Origin of the sequence: Actinomadura sediminis (assembly GCF_042675525.1) — a bacterium.
Lineage (GTDB): Bacteria > Actinomycetota > Actinomycetes > Streptosporangiales > Streptosporangiaceae > Spirillospora > Spirillospora sediminis.
The window spans coordinates 1-13,729 of record NZ_JBHTJA010000017.1; the positions used below are offsets into that span (position 1 = coordinate 1).

The following is a 13,729-nucleotide window of genomic DNA, read 5'->3' on the forward strand; positions in this document are numbered from 1 at the left end:
GCCGGGCGGGCCGCCCTCCGGGCCGCCGCCCGCGCCGATGGGCGCCCCGCCCGGCGGCCCGCACGCCGCCGGTTTCGGGAGCCCCGCGCCGAACTGGGCGCCGGTGCCCGCACCGCCGCCCTCGTCCCGCACCGGCCCCGGTCTCGGGCTGCTCGCCGTCATCGCGCTGATCGTGGCGCTGGTGGCGGGCGCGGTCGGCGCCGGCGTCGGCGTCATCGCGACCGACGGGGACGACGGCGCGGTCAGCCTCGGCGGCGGCAGCGGCTCGGCCGGCGGCGCCGCGCCGAACCGGCCGCCGGACTCGGTGGCGGGCGTCGCGGCCCGGGTCCTGCCCAGCGTCGTGATGATCCGCGTGCAGGCCCCGCAGGGCGAGGTCGGCGGCACCGGGTTCATCGTCGAGGGCGGCTACATCATCACCAACAACCACGTCGTGTCGGGCGGCGGCGCGGGCGGGCGCATCGAGGTCGTGTTCAACGACAAGAAGACGCTGCCCGCCACGATCAAGGGCACCGACTCCGGCACCGACATCGCGGTGATCAAGCCCGAGGGCAACCACGAGCTGAAGCCGCTGCCGCTCGGCGACTCCGCGGCCCTCGCCGTCGGCGACCCGGTGATCGCGATCGGTTCGCCGCTCGGCCTGCAGGGTTCGGTCACCACCGGCATCGTCTCGTCCCTCAACCGGGCGGTGCCGGTCGGCGGGGAGGGCGGCGGCGACTCGTCGTACCTGAACGCCATCCAGACGGACGCGGCCATCAACCCCGGCAACTCGGGCGGCCCGCTGGTCGACATGAAGGGCCGCGTGATCGGCATCAACACCGCGATCGCGACCCTCGGCGGCCAGTCGATGGGCGGCGAGCAGCAGGGCGGCAACATCGGCCTCGGCTTCGCGATCCCGATCAACCAGGGCAAGCGGATCGCCGAGGAGATCATCGCGACCGGCAAGGTCCGGCAGGCGCTGCTCGGCGTCCTGCCCGACCCGCGCTACCAGCAGGGCGGCGCGCGGATCCTGCCCGAGCCGATCCAGGGCCAGCAGCCGGTCACCCCGAACGGCCCGGCCGACAAGGCCGGCATCAAGCCCGGCGACGTCATCACCAAGATCGACGGGCGGCCGATCCAGGACGCCACCGACCTGATCGCGCAGATCCGCAGCCGGGCCCCCGGCGACCAGGTCAAGGTGACCTACGAGCGGGACGGCCGGGAGAGCACCGTCACGGTGACGCTGGGCGCCTCGTCGTAGCGTCCGGGGAGATGTTCAGGTCCGGTTCATCCGGGCTGGGGATACCCTGGGGGGACCGTCCCGCGCGGGACGGTCCCCCCGGCATGGCGTGTGGAGGACGGTTTGTTCGACGTCGGACTCGGCGAGATGGCGGTGCTCGTCGTCCTCGCCCTGGTCATCTTCGGAGACAGGCTGCCCCAGGTCGCCGGGCAGGCGGGCCGGATGCTGCGGCAGGTGCGGCAGATGGCGAACTCGGCGCGCAGCGACCTGCAGGAAGGGCTCGGCCCGGAGTTCAAGGACTTCGACATCGCCGACCTGCACCCCAAGACGTTCGTCCGCAAGCACCTGCTGGAGGACGACGACGACCACCGGCCGTCCCGCACCAACGGCAGGCTCTTCGACGACGAGCCGTCCTACGCGACGACCGCGGGCGAACTCGACTACGACGAGCGCCCCCCGTTCGACAGCGAAGCCACCTGACGCCGTCCGGCCCGGCGGCCCGGCCGCCGCGATGACGCACGAAGGCCCCGTCCCTCGCAGGGACGGGGCCTTCGTGCGTCGTGCGTCAGCGGCGCTTGGGGGAGATGCCGAGCGACATGCCCGCCAGGCCGCGGCTGCGTCCGCCCAGCGTGTCGGCGATGGTCCGCAGCTCCTTCGCGGCGCCGGCGTCCGGGTCGGACAGCACCAGCGGGACGCCCTCGTCGCCGCCCTCGCGCAGCCGCGGGTCGATCTGCACCTGGCCGAGCAGCGGCACCCGGGTGCCGAGCGTCTGCGTCAGCGCGTCCGCGACGGTCTGGCCGCCGCCGGAGCCGAAGATGTCCTGCCGCTCGCCGCAGTGCGCGCACGCCAGGTAGGACATGTTCTCGATCACGCCGACGACCTGCTGGTGCGTCTGCGCGGCGATCGCGCCGGCCCGCTCGGCGACCTCGGCGGCCGCCTGCTGCGGCGTCGTCACCACGAGGATCTCCGCGGACGGCAGCAGCTGCGCCACCGAGATCGCGATGTCGCCGGTGCCCGGGGGCAGGTCCATCAGCAGGACGTCGAGGTCGCCCCAGTACACGTCCGCGAGGAACTGCTGCAGCGCCCGGTGCAGCATCGGCCCGCGCCACACGACCGGCTGGTTCCCGGCGGTGAACATCCCCACCGAGATCACCTTCACGTCGTGCGCCGACGGCGGCATGATCATGTCCTCGACCTTGGTGGGCGAGTGCCGCACGCCCAGCATCCGCGGGATCGAGTGGCCGTAGATGTCGGCGTCGACGACGCCCACCTTGCGGCCCTGCGCCGCCAGCGCCGCCGCCAGGTTCACCGTCACCGACGACTTGCCGACGCCGCCCTTGCCGCTCGCGACCGCGTACACCTTGGTCAGCGAGTTCGGCTTGGCGAACGGGATCTCCTTCGCGGGCTCCCCGCCGCGCAGCTTCGTCTGCAGCGCCTTGCGCTGCTCCTCGCTCATGACGTCCAGTTCCACCTGGACGGACGTGACGCCGTCGAGCCGCGACACGGCCTCGGTGACGTTGTTGGTCAGGGTGTCCTTCATCGGACAGCCGGCCACGGTCAGGTACACGCCGACCCGCACCGCGCCGTCCGGCGCGATGTCGACGCTCTTGACCATGTCGAGCTCGGTGATGGGCTTACGGATCTCAGGATCGTTCACCGTGGCGAGCGCCGCGGTCACCTGCTCGGTCGTCAACTCGGAGGCCATGCGTCCATGGTATGGACTGTTACGCCCCGCTGAACAATCGGGTGTCCGAGCTCATACCCGTCCCTGCTCGGGGGCGGTCCCCTGAACCTCGTCACGGTGACGGCGGTGCCCGCGCCGAGCGTGGCGCGGGGCCGCCTCGGAGGATCAGCGGACGGGGTCCTTGGTTTCGAGGTCCCTGATGACCTGCTGGAGTTCGGAGCGGAGGAAGTCGCGGGTGACGACCTCGCTCAGGGCGACCCGCAGCCCGGCGATCTCCCGGGTGAGGTACTCGGTGTCGGCGGTCGTCCGCTCGGTCCGGGCGCGGTCCTGCTCGTACTGGACGCGGTCGCGGTCGTCCTGCCGGTTCTGCGCCAGCAGGATGAGCGGGGCCGCGTAGGACGCCTGGAGCGACAGCATCAGCGTCAGGAAGATGAACGGGTACGGGTCCCAGCGCAGGGCGGCCGGCCCGAACCAGTTCCAGCCGATCCACACGATGATGAACACCGTCATGTAGACGAGGAACCGGGCGGTGCCGAGGAACCGCGCGATGCGCTCCGACAGCCGGCCGAACGACTCGGGGTCGTAGTGCGGGCGCGGGACGAGGCTGCGGCGGTAGCGCCGCGGCTGGTCCAGGCGGGTCGTCTCCAGGCGCGTGGTCGTGGTCATGTCCTCCCCCGGAGGGCCTCTTCCTCGGGATCCGACGGCGGCTCCTGCGCGCCCGCGTCCATCACGGACTCCCGCCAGTCCTCGGGCAGCAGATGGTCGAGCACGTCGTCGATGGTCACCGAGCCCAGCAGGTGGCCGTTCTCGTCCACCACGGCGCCCGCGACCAGGTTGTAGGCGGCCAGCAGCATCGCGACCTCCTCGAGCGTCATCCCCGGGCGCAGCGGGTCGAGCTCGGCGTCGACGACCGCGCTGACCAGGGTGCGGGGAGGCTCGCGCAGGAGCCGCTGGAAGTGGACGGTGCCGAGGTAGCGGCCGGTCGGGGTCGCGGTGGGCGGCCGGCACACGTACACCTGCGCGGCCAGCGCCGGGTTCAGCTCGGGGGCGCGGATCAGCGCGAGCGCCTCGGCGACCGTGGCGTCCGGCGCGACGATCACCGGGTCGGTGGTCATCAGGCCGCCCGCCGTGTAGTCCTCGTAGGTCAGTAGGCGGCGGACGGGCGCCGCCTCGTGCGGCTCCATCAGCGCGAGCAGCCGCTCCCGCTGCTCGTCCGGCAGTTCCCCGAGCAGGTCGGCGGCGTCGTCGGGGTCCATCGCCTCGAGGACGTCGGCGGCCCGTTCGGCCTGCAGCTTCTCGAGGATCTCGATCTGGTCGTCCTGCGGGAGCTCCTCGAGGATGTCGGCGAGCCGCTCGTCGCCGAGCGCCTCCGCGACCTCCGCCCGCCGCTTCTCCGGCATGTCGTGGATGACGCCGGCGAGGTCGGCGGGCTTCATCCGCTCGAACGCCGCGATCAGCCCGGCCGCGCCCTGCCCGTGCTCGACGGCCGAGAAGCCCTCGACCGCGTCCCAGTCGACGACGAAGCTCTCGCCGCGCCGCCGCAGCCCCCGCTTCGTGTGCCGCCGCACCGCCACCTTCGACAGCAGCCAGTCGCGCGTGCGGGTCGGCTCCATCGCCACGTCCACGACCGAGACCGGCTCCGCGGTGTCGCGGAACCGCACCGTCCGGTCCAGCATCTCCGCGATCACGAGGGTCTCCGACTCCCGCTGCTGGAATCTGCGGATGTTGAGGCGCCCGTCGAAGATGATCGCGTCCGACTCGATCACCGTCACGCGGGTGATCGGCAGGAACACCGGGCGCCGCGGCTGCACCTCCACGACGAGCCCCAGGACGCGCGGCGGGCGGGGCGCCAGCCGCAGCGCGACCACGACGTCGCGGACCCGGCCGACCTGATCGCCCACCGGATCGAACACGGCGATCCCGGCGAGCCGGGCGATGAACACCCGTGTCGGAGACGCGCTCATGGCCAGGACACTACCCATGATCGAACGGACGACCCGGCCGCGCCGGTCATCTCCCTCACATACCGGACGCCGCAGACGGAGCCGCCCGGCGCTCCCTTCGCCCGTCCCGCGGCGCCGCACCGCCGGAGCGCTCCGCCAGCCCGCCGCGGACGCTCCGCGCGATCGTTCCGTTCGCATCCGGCCCGGTGGGGTCGGGGAGACATATCGCTCGTAGGGTGATCCCAAGGTGGATCCCGGGCCGTTCTCGGCCCGAGCCGAGGAACGGGAAGGACGAGGCCGGATGCGGATCGCCGAAACGGACATGAGCGAGTCCTTCGAGGAGCACCGCAGCCTGCTGTTCGCGGTCGCGTACCGGATGCTGGGCACCGCCGCCGACGCCGAGGACGCCGTCCAGGACGCCTGGCTGCGCTGGTCGGCCGCCGACCGGTCCGACGTCCGCGACACCCGCGGCTACCTCGTCCGGATCACCACCAACATCGCGCTCGACCGGCTGCGGAGCGCGCGGGCGCAGCGGGAGACGTACGTCGGGCCCTGGCTGCCCGAGCCGATGCTGACCGCCCCGGACGTCGCCGACGACGCCGAGCTCGCGGAGTCGGTGTCGATGGCGCTGCTCGTCGTCCTGGAGACGCTCAGCCCGCTCGAACGGGCCGTGTTCGTCCTCAAGGAGGCGTTCGGCTACCCGTACGCGGAGATCGCGGCGGCCCTCGACCGGTCGGAGGCGTCGGTGCGGCAGCTCGGCGCCCGCGCCCGCAAGCACGTCGAGGCGCGGCGGCCACGGTTCGCGGCGGACGGCGCCGAACGCCGCGCCGCCACCGACCGCTTCCTCGACGCGGTCCTGGGCGGCGACGTGAACCGGCTCATGGAGATCCTCGCCCCCGACGTCACGATGTGGACGGACGGCGGCGGCAAGGTCCGCGCGGCGATGCGGCCGATCACCGGTGCGGCGAAGGTCGCCCGGTTCATCGGCGCGATCTCCGGGGAGCCCTACGCGGGCGTCGACCCCGCCGACATGCGGATGCGGCGCACGGACGTCAACGGCCGCCCGGGCCTCGTCATCGAGGGCCCCGACCGCACGATCAGCGTGGTGACCGTGGACTTCGACGCGGGCGGCCGCGTGGAGGCCGTCCACATGGTGTCGAATCCGGACAAGCTCGTCGCCGTGGCCGAAGGCCGCGAGCTGGCGTTCTAGAAGGCCGCGGGCCGGCGCCCTACCGGTCGGCGGCGCGGCGCCGGCCGCCGGCGAGCCGGGGCGGCGGACCCGCGGTCGTCGCCGGGGACGGCACCGGCCGGACGCGCGCGTAGTCGCCGGACGGCTCGATCTCCTCGCCCGTCGGCGTCAGCCGGATCACCCACGACCCGGCCGCCCACCGCTCGAGCAGCCCCTCGTGCGCGGGCGCGTTCAGCCGGTCCTTCGCGAGCCTGGGCGCCACCTCGTCCCACAGCGGGCCGCCCGGTTCCACGTGCTCGCACGCGGCGACGAACGCGACGAGCCGTCCGCCCTTGTCCTTGCTGCGCAGGATCACCGTCACCCGGTCGGCCTCGGGCAGGCCGGGCAGCGGCTGCTCGCCCTCGCCGCCCGTCAGCACGTACGCCGACCCCTCGTGCCAGACGTGCCACGCCGCCCGCGGCTGCGGCAGGCCCGGCAGGTCGAGCCACAGCAGCCCCGACTTCTTGGCGGCCTCCTCCACCAGCGCCGCGCTCAGCGCGTGCGCCGACGGCGCGCTCGGGTCACCCATGTTCCGCAGCGTCTCACATCCGCTGGATACGATCCGCCCCATGCGCTCACGTCGTACCACGCTCGCGGTCCCCGGCAGCAATCCCCGGTTCATCGAGAAGGCGCAGGGACTCCCGGCCGACGAGATCTTCCTCGACCTGGAGGACGCCGTCGCCCCGTCCGCGAAGGAGGACGCGCGCAGGTCGGTCGTCGCGGCGCTCAACGAGGGCGACTGGACGGGCAAGATCCGCGTCGTGCGGGTCAACGACCTCGACACCCCGTTCGCCTACCGGGACGTCATCGAGGTCGTCGAGGGCGCGGGCGCGAACCTCGACGCGGTCATGCTCCCGAAGGTGCGGGACCCGTCGCACGTCCAGTGGCTCGACCGGCTCCTCACGCAGATCGAGGCCGCCATGGGATACGAGCCCGGGCGCATCGGCATCGAGGCGCAGATCGAGGACGCGCGCGGCATGACGCGCATCGACGACATCGCGGCTTCGTCGCCCCGGCTGGAGACCCTCGTGTTCGGCCCCGGCGACCTCATGGCCTCGATCAACATGAAGACGCTCGTCGTGGGGGAGCAGCCGCCCGGTTACACCGAGGGCGACGCCTACCACTACATCCTGATGCGGATCCTGCTGGCCGCCCGCGCCCACGACCTGCAGGCCGTCGACGGCCCCTACTTCAACGTCCGGGACTCCGACGGGTTCGAGCGCGCGGCGCGCCGCTCGGCCGCCCTCGGTTTCGACGGCAAGTGGGTGCTGCACCCGTCCCAGATCGACGCCGGGAACGCGATCTTCTCCCCGACGCAGGACGACTACGACCACGCCGAGCTGATCCTCGACGCCTACGATCACGCGGTCAACGTCGAGGGCCGCGGCGCGGCGATGCTCGGGGACGAGATGATCGACGAGGCGTCCCGGAAGATGGCGCTCGTGATCGCCGCGAAGGGCCGCGCCGCCGGGCTGTCCCGCACGCGTACGTTCGAGCCGTCCGGGAACTGACCGGCCGTACGATTCGTCGACGCTTACCTAGGCGTGACGCGCCGGTCGAGGAGAAGGGGAAGCATGTCCGACCAGGAGGACCCGAACGGCTGGGCGCCGCTCGATCCCGGTATGGGAGACGGGCGGGCACGTCCTCCTGCCCCGGAATCCCCGGCGCCGCAGGAGCCGGGCCCGCAGGAGCCGCGGCAGACGCCACCGGGTCAGCCGGGTCAGCAGGGCCCGCCGGAGACGCATGGGCAGCCGTACCCCGGCCCGCCCCCCGGTCAGCCCTACGCGGGGCAGCACCCCGGGGCGCCCCCCGGTTGGGGTCAGCACCCCGGCTGGGGCCAGCAGCCCGGTTGGGGTCAGCAGCCCGGTTGGGGTCAGCAGCCCGGCTGGGGTCAGCAGCCCGGCTGGGGCGGGCAGTATCCCCAGCAGTACCCGTACGGCCACGGCGGCTACCAGCAGCCCGTGAAGCGGCCCTGGACCGTCCCCTCGCCGCGCGGCGTGCCGTTCCACCGGATGGCGCGGACGGACGTGCACTCCTGGTGGCGCCCGCTCGTCGGGACCGTGACGATCGTCGTGGTCGGGCTGGGCATCGGCGGCGTCCTCGGCGTCCTCGGCCTGCTGATCCAGATGATGGTGTCGGACGAGGATCCGGCGCTGCTCGACGACCCGACCGGCACGTCCTTCTTCGGCAACGACACGGCCGACATCGCCTACGCGCTGCTGTCCCTGGCGGCCTTCCTGCCTCTGGTCGGGCTCGTGGCGTGGGGCGTCCAGCGGCGGCGCTTCGGGACGCTGTCCTCGGTCGTCGGACGGCTGCGCTGGCGGTGGATGCTCGCGTGCTCGGGCATGGCCGTCGTGTTCTGCGCGGTGTCGTTCGGCCTGTCGATGGCCGCGGGCGCGACCGTCGAGGACGATCCGGCCGGTTCGGCCGCCGAGGGCTCGTGGGTCGGCTGGGGCGACTTCCTCCTGCCCGCGCTCGTGATCGTGGCGCTCGTCCCGTTCCAGTCGGCGGCCGAGGAGTACTTCTTCCGCGGCTGGCTGATGCAGGCGATCGGCGCGTGCACGCTGGAGAACGCCCGCAACGGGCTCGCGCGGGCGCTGAGCGTCGTGTTCCGCACCCCGTGGCCCGGCATCGTGATCGGCGCCGCGCTGTTCACGTCCGGGCACGGGTACACCGGCTGGGGGATGCTCGACATCTTCCTCTTCGGCGCGATCGCCGGGTGGCTCACCGTGCGGACGGGCGGCCTGGAGTGCACGATCGCGCTGCACGTGTTCAACAACCTGATGGCGTTCCTGATCCCGGCGGCGCTCGGCGAGCTCAGCCTGGAGCAGGGCGACATCCCGTGGCAGTACGTCCTCGCCGACGTCGCGTCCATGGCCCTGTACGCGGCGGGCATCGTGCTGCTGGCCCGCCGGTTCAAGGTCCGGAGGGTCACGCCGGGCGACGGCCCCGCCGACGGCCCGGATCCCGACGGCCCGGGCCCCGACGCGCCGCAGCGTCCCGGGGACGTCCCGGGCGCCCAGCCGGTGCTCTAGGCGTATTGATCCGGTCGACCTGGCCGCTCACACGACGCCCCATTCCGTGAGGGCGTCCAGCAGGCCGGGGACGAGGGGGAGGTCCGGCAGTTCGGCGGGCGCCACCCAGCGGACGTCCGCCGCGTCGTCCCCGGCGCGCGGCGTCCCGCCGAGCACCGTGGCGGCGTAGTCGTGGATCTCGTACACGACGCCGCCCGGACCGGCCCGTTCGACCGTGCCGACGAGCGCGCCGGCGCGCACCCGCAGGCCCGTCTCCTCGAGCAGTTCGCGCGCGACGGCCGCGGCGTCGTCCTCGCCCGGCTCCACGCGGCCGCCCGGCACCGACCAGCGGCCCGCGCCGGGCGGGCGGCCGCGCAGCACCAGCAGCAGCCGCCCGTCCCGATCGCGGACGATCGCGCCCACGCACCGTTCCCGCATGCCCCCATTTTGTCCCGTCTTTCCCGGACGCGCCTTGACGCGCGGGGGAACCGCCGCGCAAGGTGGGGAATCATGAGGGCGGAGCCCACATGCCCGCGATGCGGGTCCCAGGTGCAGGCGCCGGGCCTCTGGTCGAGCGACTGGAGTTGCGGCGTGCACGGCGCCGTACTCCCCAGGCAGCCGCCCGTGCGGCCGGGCCCCGACGCGCTCGCCGTCGTCCTGCGGGACATGCGGGTGCCGGTGTGGACGCCCTGGCCGCTCCCGCTCAACTGGCTCGTCACCGGGTTCACGACCGTGGGGGACGAGCGCGGCGGCGGCCGCGCGTGCGGTGTCGCGCTGTCCGGGCCGGGCCTGCTCAGCGGACCCGCCGACATGATGCTGATCGCCGAGGAGCCCGGTATCGGGCTCGGCGCGCACTACGCGGGCCTGGACGGCGCCGACCCCGGCGAGGAGTTCGACGGCAGCCCCCCGCACGCCAAGATCGGCATCAGCGGCCCGGCGGCCACGCCCGGGCACACCGTCCCGCTGTGGACGGTCGGCCGCGAGCCGGACCGGGCCGTCTTCGTCGGCGAGGCCCTCGGCAACTGGCTGTGGGCCGTCCTGTGGCCAGCGGACGCGGGCGTGCTCATGCTCGAGGAGCTGAACCTCCTCGACCTGCGCGAACCCGGGATGAAGGTGGACGTTCCCTACGGCGCCTACAGCGGCAGACTGGACCTCTGAGAAACGCGCGCGCCTAGGCTGTGGGAATGGTGATCGACCTCCATGTCCACAGTGACGTGTCCGACGGGACCCGCCCGCCCGCCGAGGTGATGCGGCGCGCGCGCGGCAACGGCGTGGACGTCGTCGCCCTCACCGACCACGACACCACCGCCGGATGGGACGCGGCCGCGGCGGCCCTCCCGGACGGACTGACGCTCGTCCCCGGGGTCGAGCTGTCGTGCCTCCACGAGGGCAGGAGCCTGCACATGCTCGGCTACCTGTTCGACCCCGCCGACCCCGTTCTGGCGGCCGAACTCGCCCGCATCCGGGACGACCGCGTGATCCGGGCCCGGACGATGGTCGACCGGCTCCGCGGACTCGGCGTGGACGTCACCTGGGAGCGGGTCCGCGAACTCGCGCGGGGCGAGGCCGTCGGGCGCCCGCACATCGCGCAGGCCATGCTGGAGGCCGGGGCCGTCGCGTCGCACGACGAGGCGTTCACCCCCGACTGGATCGCCGAAGGCGGCCGCGCGCACGTCGGGCGGTACGCCCTCGACCCCGAGCGCGCGATCGCGCTCGTCCGCGCGGCCGGCGGCGCGTGCGTCCTGGCGCATCCGCGGGCGGGCCGCCGCGGGTACGCGTTCCCGGACGAGCTGATCGAGCGGCTCGCCGCCGCGGGCCTCACCGGCGTCGAGACCGACCACCCCGACCACGCCCCGGACGACCGCGCCCGCCTGCGCGGGCTCGCCGCCTCGCTCGGCCTCGTCGTGACCGGATCCAGCGACGACCACGGCGCCCCCACCGGCGACCGCATCGGCGCCGAGACGACCGATCCCGCCGCCTACGAGGCCCTCGTCGCCGCCGCCCGCGGACCCGTCTCGCCGCTGCCCTGACCCGGTTGCGAAGCGCGGTAGGGTGCCAGCGTGGACGCGCGCATCGAACAGGTGGTGACGTCGGGCAAGCTGACCCTGGACGACACCGAGTACGACGTCGAGAACAACACCTACATCGTCGGCGACGACGACGAGGTCATCGTCATCGACCCGGCGTTCGACGCCGAGGCGATCCTCGAGAAGGTGGGCGAGCGCGAGGTCATGGCCGTGCTGCTCACCGACGGCAACGAGCATCGGCTGAGCGTCGTGCTCGAGGTCGCCGCCGCCGGCGAGGAGGACGAGGAGAACTGGGCCCCGATCGCCCTGCACCGCGCCGACCGGCTGCTGTGGCGCGACTACTTCGGCCGCCTCGCCCGGGAAGAGGAGGACGAGGACGACGCCAAGGCGCTGCGGTCCCTCGAACCCGACATCTGGCTCGAGGACGGCGGCGTCTTCGAGATCGCCGACGTCCAGCTCGAGATCGTCCAGACCCCCGGGCACACCCCCGGCAGCGTCTGCGTGATCAGCGAGCAGCTCGGCGTGCTGTTCTCCGGCGACACCCTGCACCGCGGCCGTCCGGGGTCCATCGGCGGCGCCTTCGAGGACCTGCGCAAGCAGCTCAACTCGATCGGCGCGCTGCTCGACCCGCTGCCCCGCGACCTGCAGGTCATGCCCGCCCAGGGCGACGAGACCACCGCCGGCGAGGAGAACGCCCGCTGGGAGTCCTGGGGCGACATGGCGCGCGAGGACACCGACTGACGCGTGGCCGCCGAGCAGCTCGGCTTCGACGGCATGCCCGAACGCCTGTACGCGTGCACGCCGTCGCGGCTCAACACCTGGCAGGACTGCCCGCGCCGCTACCGGATGGCCTACCTCGACCGTCCGATGCCGCCGAAGGGCCCGGCGTGGGCGCACAACAGCCTCGGCGCGAGCGTGCACAACGCGCTGGCCGCGTGGTGGCGGCTGCCCGAGGCCGAGCGGACGCCCGCCGCCGCGGGATCCCTCCTGGTGCGCGGCTGGATCGGCGAGGGGTTCCGCGACGCCGAGCAGGCCGCCGCGCAGCGCGAACGGGCCCGTGACATGGTCGAGCGCTACGTCGCGGGCCTCGACCCGTCCGACGAGCCGGCCGGCGTCGAGCGGACGGTCGCGGCCCGCACCGCCCGCATCGCCGTCTCCGGCCGCATCGACCGCCTGGACGACCGCGGCGGCGAACTCGTCGTCGTCGACTACAAGACCGGGCGGCGTCCCCTCACCCCCGACGACGCCCGCGGGTCCCTCGCCCTCGCGATCTACGCGGTCGCGGCGTCCCGGGTGCTGCGCCGCCCCTGCCGCCGCGTCGAGCTGCACCACCTGCCGTCCGGCGAGGTGGCCGCGTGGGAGCACACCGGCGAGTCCCTCGACCGGCACATCGGCCGCGCGGAGCAGCTCGCCGCCGAGGCGTCCGCGGCGGACGACGACTACCGCTCCCGCGTCCCGAGGCCGCGCCGGGGCGAGGCCGCCCGGCCGGTCGACCACGCCCCGTTCGACGAGCGCTTCCCGGCGCGTCCGGGCCCGCTGTGCGGCTGGTGCGACTTCGCGCGCCACTGCCCCGAGGGCCGCGCGGCCGCCCCGCGCAAGGACCCCTGGGCGGCCCTCCCGGTGGACGCCTGACGTTCAGGCCGCGCCGGCGAGACCGCGGGCGGGCCAGCGCCGGGGGTCGCGCAGCCCGTACAGGCCCTTGCTCACGTCGTAGCCCTCGGCGCTCAACCGCCGCCGGGCCCGTTCGAGCATGTCGCGGGTGTCCTTGGCGAACGCGTAGTCGTGCAGCCGCTCCGGGACGGAGTTCATCGTCATCCGGAACGACCGCAGCGCGGCGGTCACGGCGGGCCGCGGCACCTCCGGCAGCACCCCGTACATGGCACGGGCCCAGTCGGGCAGCGAGTAGTAGCAGAGCGCCCCGAACGGGAACCAGCCCGGCTTTCCGGGCGCGAGGAACCTCAGGTTCTCCGGCAACGCCGGCCACATCAGGAACCGGACGGTCTCGGCGGCCTCCTCCGTGACCCGCAGGCGCGGCCGCATGCCGGCGAAGTACCGCTCCATCTCCGCGACGCTCCCCGGGACGTCCTCCGCGTGCAGCCCCACGTGCACGGCCGACCGCCGCTGCTCGTCGAGGTACCGGTCGGCCATGGCGTCCGTCAGCGGCAGCCCGGCGCGTCGCGCGACCTCCAGGTACGAGTAGACCTCGGCGCAGTGCACCCACAGGAGCAGCTCGGGCTGGTCGAGCCGTTCCCTCTTGCCGGTGTCGTGGTTGAGGATGCGCAGGCTCCGGTGGATCTCGCGCACCCGGTAGGCGGCGGCCTCGACCTCCTCCTCGCTGCCGAACGTCGAGAGCCCCACGAAGTCGGACGTCCGCTGCAGCCGCCCGAACGGGTCCTCCCGGAAGTTCGAGTTCTGCCAGACGCCCCACATGGCGACGGGGTGGAGGGCCTGCAGCATGAGGCTGCGGACGCCCCCGACCCACATGGACCGGTCGATGTGCACGCGCCAGGTGACGCTCTCGGGTGGCTGGACGGTCGCCGACATACGCACCTCCGTGAGACAAACTCCAGTAAGTGTGTCATTACTGGGCCCGGCGCGCGACACCGCCCCCCGCTCG

General features: G+C 73.7%; 15 protein-coding genes. 9 read left to right on the top strand and 6 right to left on the bottom strand.

What is annotated here, in order from left to right:
• Positions 1–1,237 (top strand): S1C family serine protease (locus ACFQ11_RS11840; RefSeq protein ID WP_378298220.1); only part of this gene is annotated, 1,237 nt, incomplete at its 5' end.
• A gap of 102 nt (positions 1,238–1,339) precedes the next feature.
• Positions 1,340–1,696: a sec-independent translocase gene (locus ACFQ11_RS11845; protein WP_378298222.1), complete on the top strand. Its 357-nt coding sequence runs from the start codon at positions 1,340–1,342 to the stop codon at positions 1,694–1,696.
• 85 nt (positions 1,697–1,781) lie between these two features.
• Here the strand turns inward: ACFQ11_RS11845 and ACFQ11_RS11850 are convergent, their stop codons facing one another.
• From ACFQ11_RS11850 to ACFQ11_RS11860, 3 genes are all read right to left on the bottom strand, one after another.
• Positions 1,782–2,921, bottom strand: a complete 1,140-nt coding sequence (locus ACFQ11_RS11850) for an Mrp/NBP35 family ATP-binding protein (RefSeq protein ID WP_378298224.1) — start codon at positions 2,919–2,921, stop codon at positions 1,782–1,784.
• A gap of 144 nt (positions 2,922–3,065) precedes the next feature.
• On the bottom strand, positions 3,066–3,566 hold the full coding sequence (locus ACFQ11_RS11855) for a DUF1003 domain-containing protein (RefSeq protein WP_378298226.1): 501 nt from the start codon (positions 3,564–3,566) through the stop codon (positions 3,066–3,068).
• Positions 3,563–4,864, bottom strand: coding sequence for a magnesium transporter MgtE N-terminal domain-containing protein (locus ACFQ11_RS11860; protein WP_378298228.1), 1,302 nt, complete (start codon positions 4,862–4,864; stop codon positions 3,563–3,565). The genes ACFQ11_RS11855 and ACFQ11_RS11860 overlap by 4 nt, the downstream gene beginning before the upstream one ends.
• Positions 4,865–5,144: 280 nt before the next feature.
• On the opposite strand from ACFQ11_RS11860, the gene ACFQ11_RS11865 reads away from it, so the two are divergent.
• Positions 5,145–6,053, top strand: coding sequence for an RNA polymerase sigma-70 factor (locus tag ACFQ11_RS11865; protein WP_378298230.1), 909 nt, complete (start codon positions 5,145–5,147; stop codon positions 6,051–6,053).
• A gap of 19 nt (positions 6,054–6,072) precedes the next feature.
• Here the strand turns inward: ACFQ11_RS11865 and ACFQ11_RS11870 are convergent, their stop codons facing one another.
• Positions 6,073–6,600, bottom strand: a complete 528-nt coding sequence (locus ACFQ11_RS11870; RefSeq protein WP_378298231.1) for a hypothetical protein — start codon at positions 6,598–6,600, stop codon at positions 6,073–6,075.
• 40 nt (positions 6,601–6,640) lie between these two features.
• Here ACFQ11_RS11870 and ACFQ11_RS11875 point away from each other — a divergent pair, with 40 nt between their 5' ends.
• A complete protein-coding gene (locus tag ACFQ11_RS11875) occupies positions 6,641–7,582 on the top strand; it encodes an HpcH/HpaI aldolase/citrate lyase family protein (RefSeq protein WP_378298233.1) in 942 nt (313 codons plus the stop codon).
• Positions 7,583–7,645: 63 nt separating this feature from the next.
• A complete protein-coding gene (locus tag ACFQ11_RS11880) occupies positions 7,646–9,106 on the top strand; it encodes a CPBP family intramembrane glutamic endopeptidase (RefSeq protein WP_378298235.1) in 1,461 nt (486 codons plus the stop codon).
• A 27-nt stretch (positions 9,107–9,133) separates the two neighbouring features.
• Here the strand turns inward: ACFQ11_RS11880 and ACFQ11_RS11885 are convergent, their stop codons facing one another.
• Positions 9,134–9,523 (bottom strand): NUDIX hydrolase, encoded by a 390-nt coding sequence (locus ACFQ11_RS11885; protein WP_378298238.1) that lies wholly within the window; start codon positions 9,521–9,523, stop codon positions 9,134–9,136.
• 72 nt (positions 9,524–9,595) lie between these two features.
• On the opposite strand from ACFQ11_RS11885, the gene ACFQ11_RS11890 reads away from it, so the two are divergent.
• From ACFQ11_RS11890 to ACFQ11_RS11905, 4 genes are read left to right on the top strand one after another with little or no spacing between them, the layout of a single operon-like run.
• Positions 9,596–10,243 carry a DUF6758 family protein gene (locus ACFQ11_RS11890; protein ID WP_378298240.1) on the top strand — a complete coding sequence of 216 codons (648 nt, stop codon included), beginning with the start codon at positions 9,596–9,598 and terminating at the stop codon, positions 10,241–10,243.
• A 26-nt stretch (positions 10,244–10,269) separates the two neighbouring features.
• On the top strand, positions 10,270–11,115 hold the full coding sequence (locus tag ACFQ11_RS11895) for a PHP domain-containing protein (RefSeq protein WP_378298242.1): 846 nt from the start codon (positions 10,270–10,272) through the stop codon (positions 11,113–11,115).
• A 30-nt stretch (positions 11,116–11,145) separates the two neighbouring features.
• The gene (locus tag ACFQ11_RS11900) at positions 11,146–11,853 is read left to right on the top strand and encodes an MBL fold metallo-hydrolase (RefSeq protein ID WP_378298244.1); all 708 of its coding nucleotides are present in this window, start codon (positions 11,146–11,148) and stop codon (positions 11,851–11,853) included.
• A 3-nt stretch (positions 11,854–11,856) separates the two neighbouring features.
• Entirely contained in the window at positions 11,857–12,744 is an 888-nt protein-coding gene (locus ACFQ11_RS11905) for a RecB family exonuclease (RefSeq protein ID WP_378298246.1), read from the top strand.
• A gap of 3 nt (positions 12,745–12,747) precedes the next feature.
• Here the strand turns inward: ACFQ11_RS11905 and ACFQ11_RS11910 are convergent, their stop codons facing one another.
• Entirely contained in the window at positions 12,748–13,656 is a 909-nt protein-coding gene (locus ACFQ11_RS11910) for an oxygenase MpaB family protein (protein WP_378298248.1), read from the bottom strand.
• Positions 13,657–13,729: the final 73 nt, after the last annotated feature.

Bases quoted from the DNA above. Each gene is read 5' to 3' on its own strand.
- ACFQ11_RS11880 (WP_378298235.1), top strand. From the start codon at position 7,646: ATGTCCGACCAGGAGGACCCGAACGGCTGGGCGCCGCTCGATCCCGGT.
- ACFQ11_RS11890 (WP_378298240.1), top strand. From the start codon at position 9,596: ATGAGGGCGGAGCCCACATGCCCGCGATGCGGGTCCCAGGTGCAGGCG.
- ACFQ11_RS11860 (WP_378298228.1), bottom strand. From the start codon at position 4,864: ATGAGCGCGTCTCCGACACGGGTGTTCATCGCCCGGCTCGCCGGGATC.
- ACFQ11_RS11875 (WP_378298233.1), top strand. From the start codon at position 6,641: ATGCGCTCACGTCGTACCACGCTCGCGGTCCCCGGCAGCAATCCCCGG.
- ACFQ11_RS11850 (WP_378298224.1), bottom strand. From the start codon at position 2,921: ATGGCCTCCGAGTTGACGACCGAGCAGGTGACCGCGGCGCTCGCCACG.
- ACFQ11_RS11895 (WP_378298242.1), top strand. From the start codon at position 10,270: ATGGTGATCGACCTCCATGTCCACAGTGACGTGTCCGACGGGACCCGC.
- ACFQ11_RS11855 (WP_378298226.1), bottom strand. From the start codon at position 3,566: ATGACCACGACCACGCGCCTGGAGACGACCCGCCTGGACCAGCCGCGG.
- ACFQ11_RS11910 (WP_378298248.1), bottom strand. From the start codon at position 13,656: ATGTCGGCGACCGTCCAGCCACCCGAGAGCGTCACCTGGCGCGTGCAC.
- ACFQ11_RS11870 (WP_378298231.1), bottom strand. From the start codon at position 6,600: ATGGGTGACCCGAGCGCGCCGTCGGCGCACGCGCTGAGCGCGGCGCTG.
- ACFQ11_RS11865 (WP_378298230.1), top strand. From the start codon at position 5,145: ATGCGGATCGCCGAAACGGACATGAGCGAGTCCTTCGAGGAGCACCGC.
- ACFQ11_RS11885 (WP_378298238.1), bottom strand. From the start codon at position 9,523: ATGCGGGAACGGTGCGTGGGCGCGATCGTCCGCGATCGGGACGGGCGG.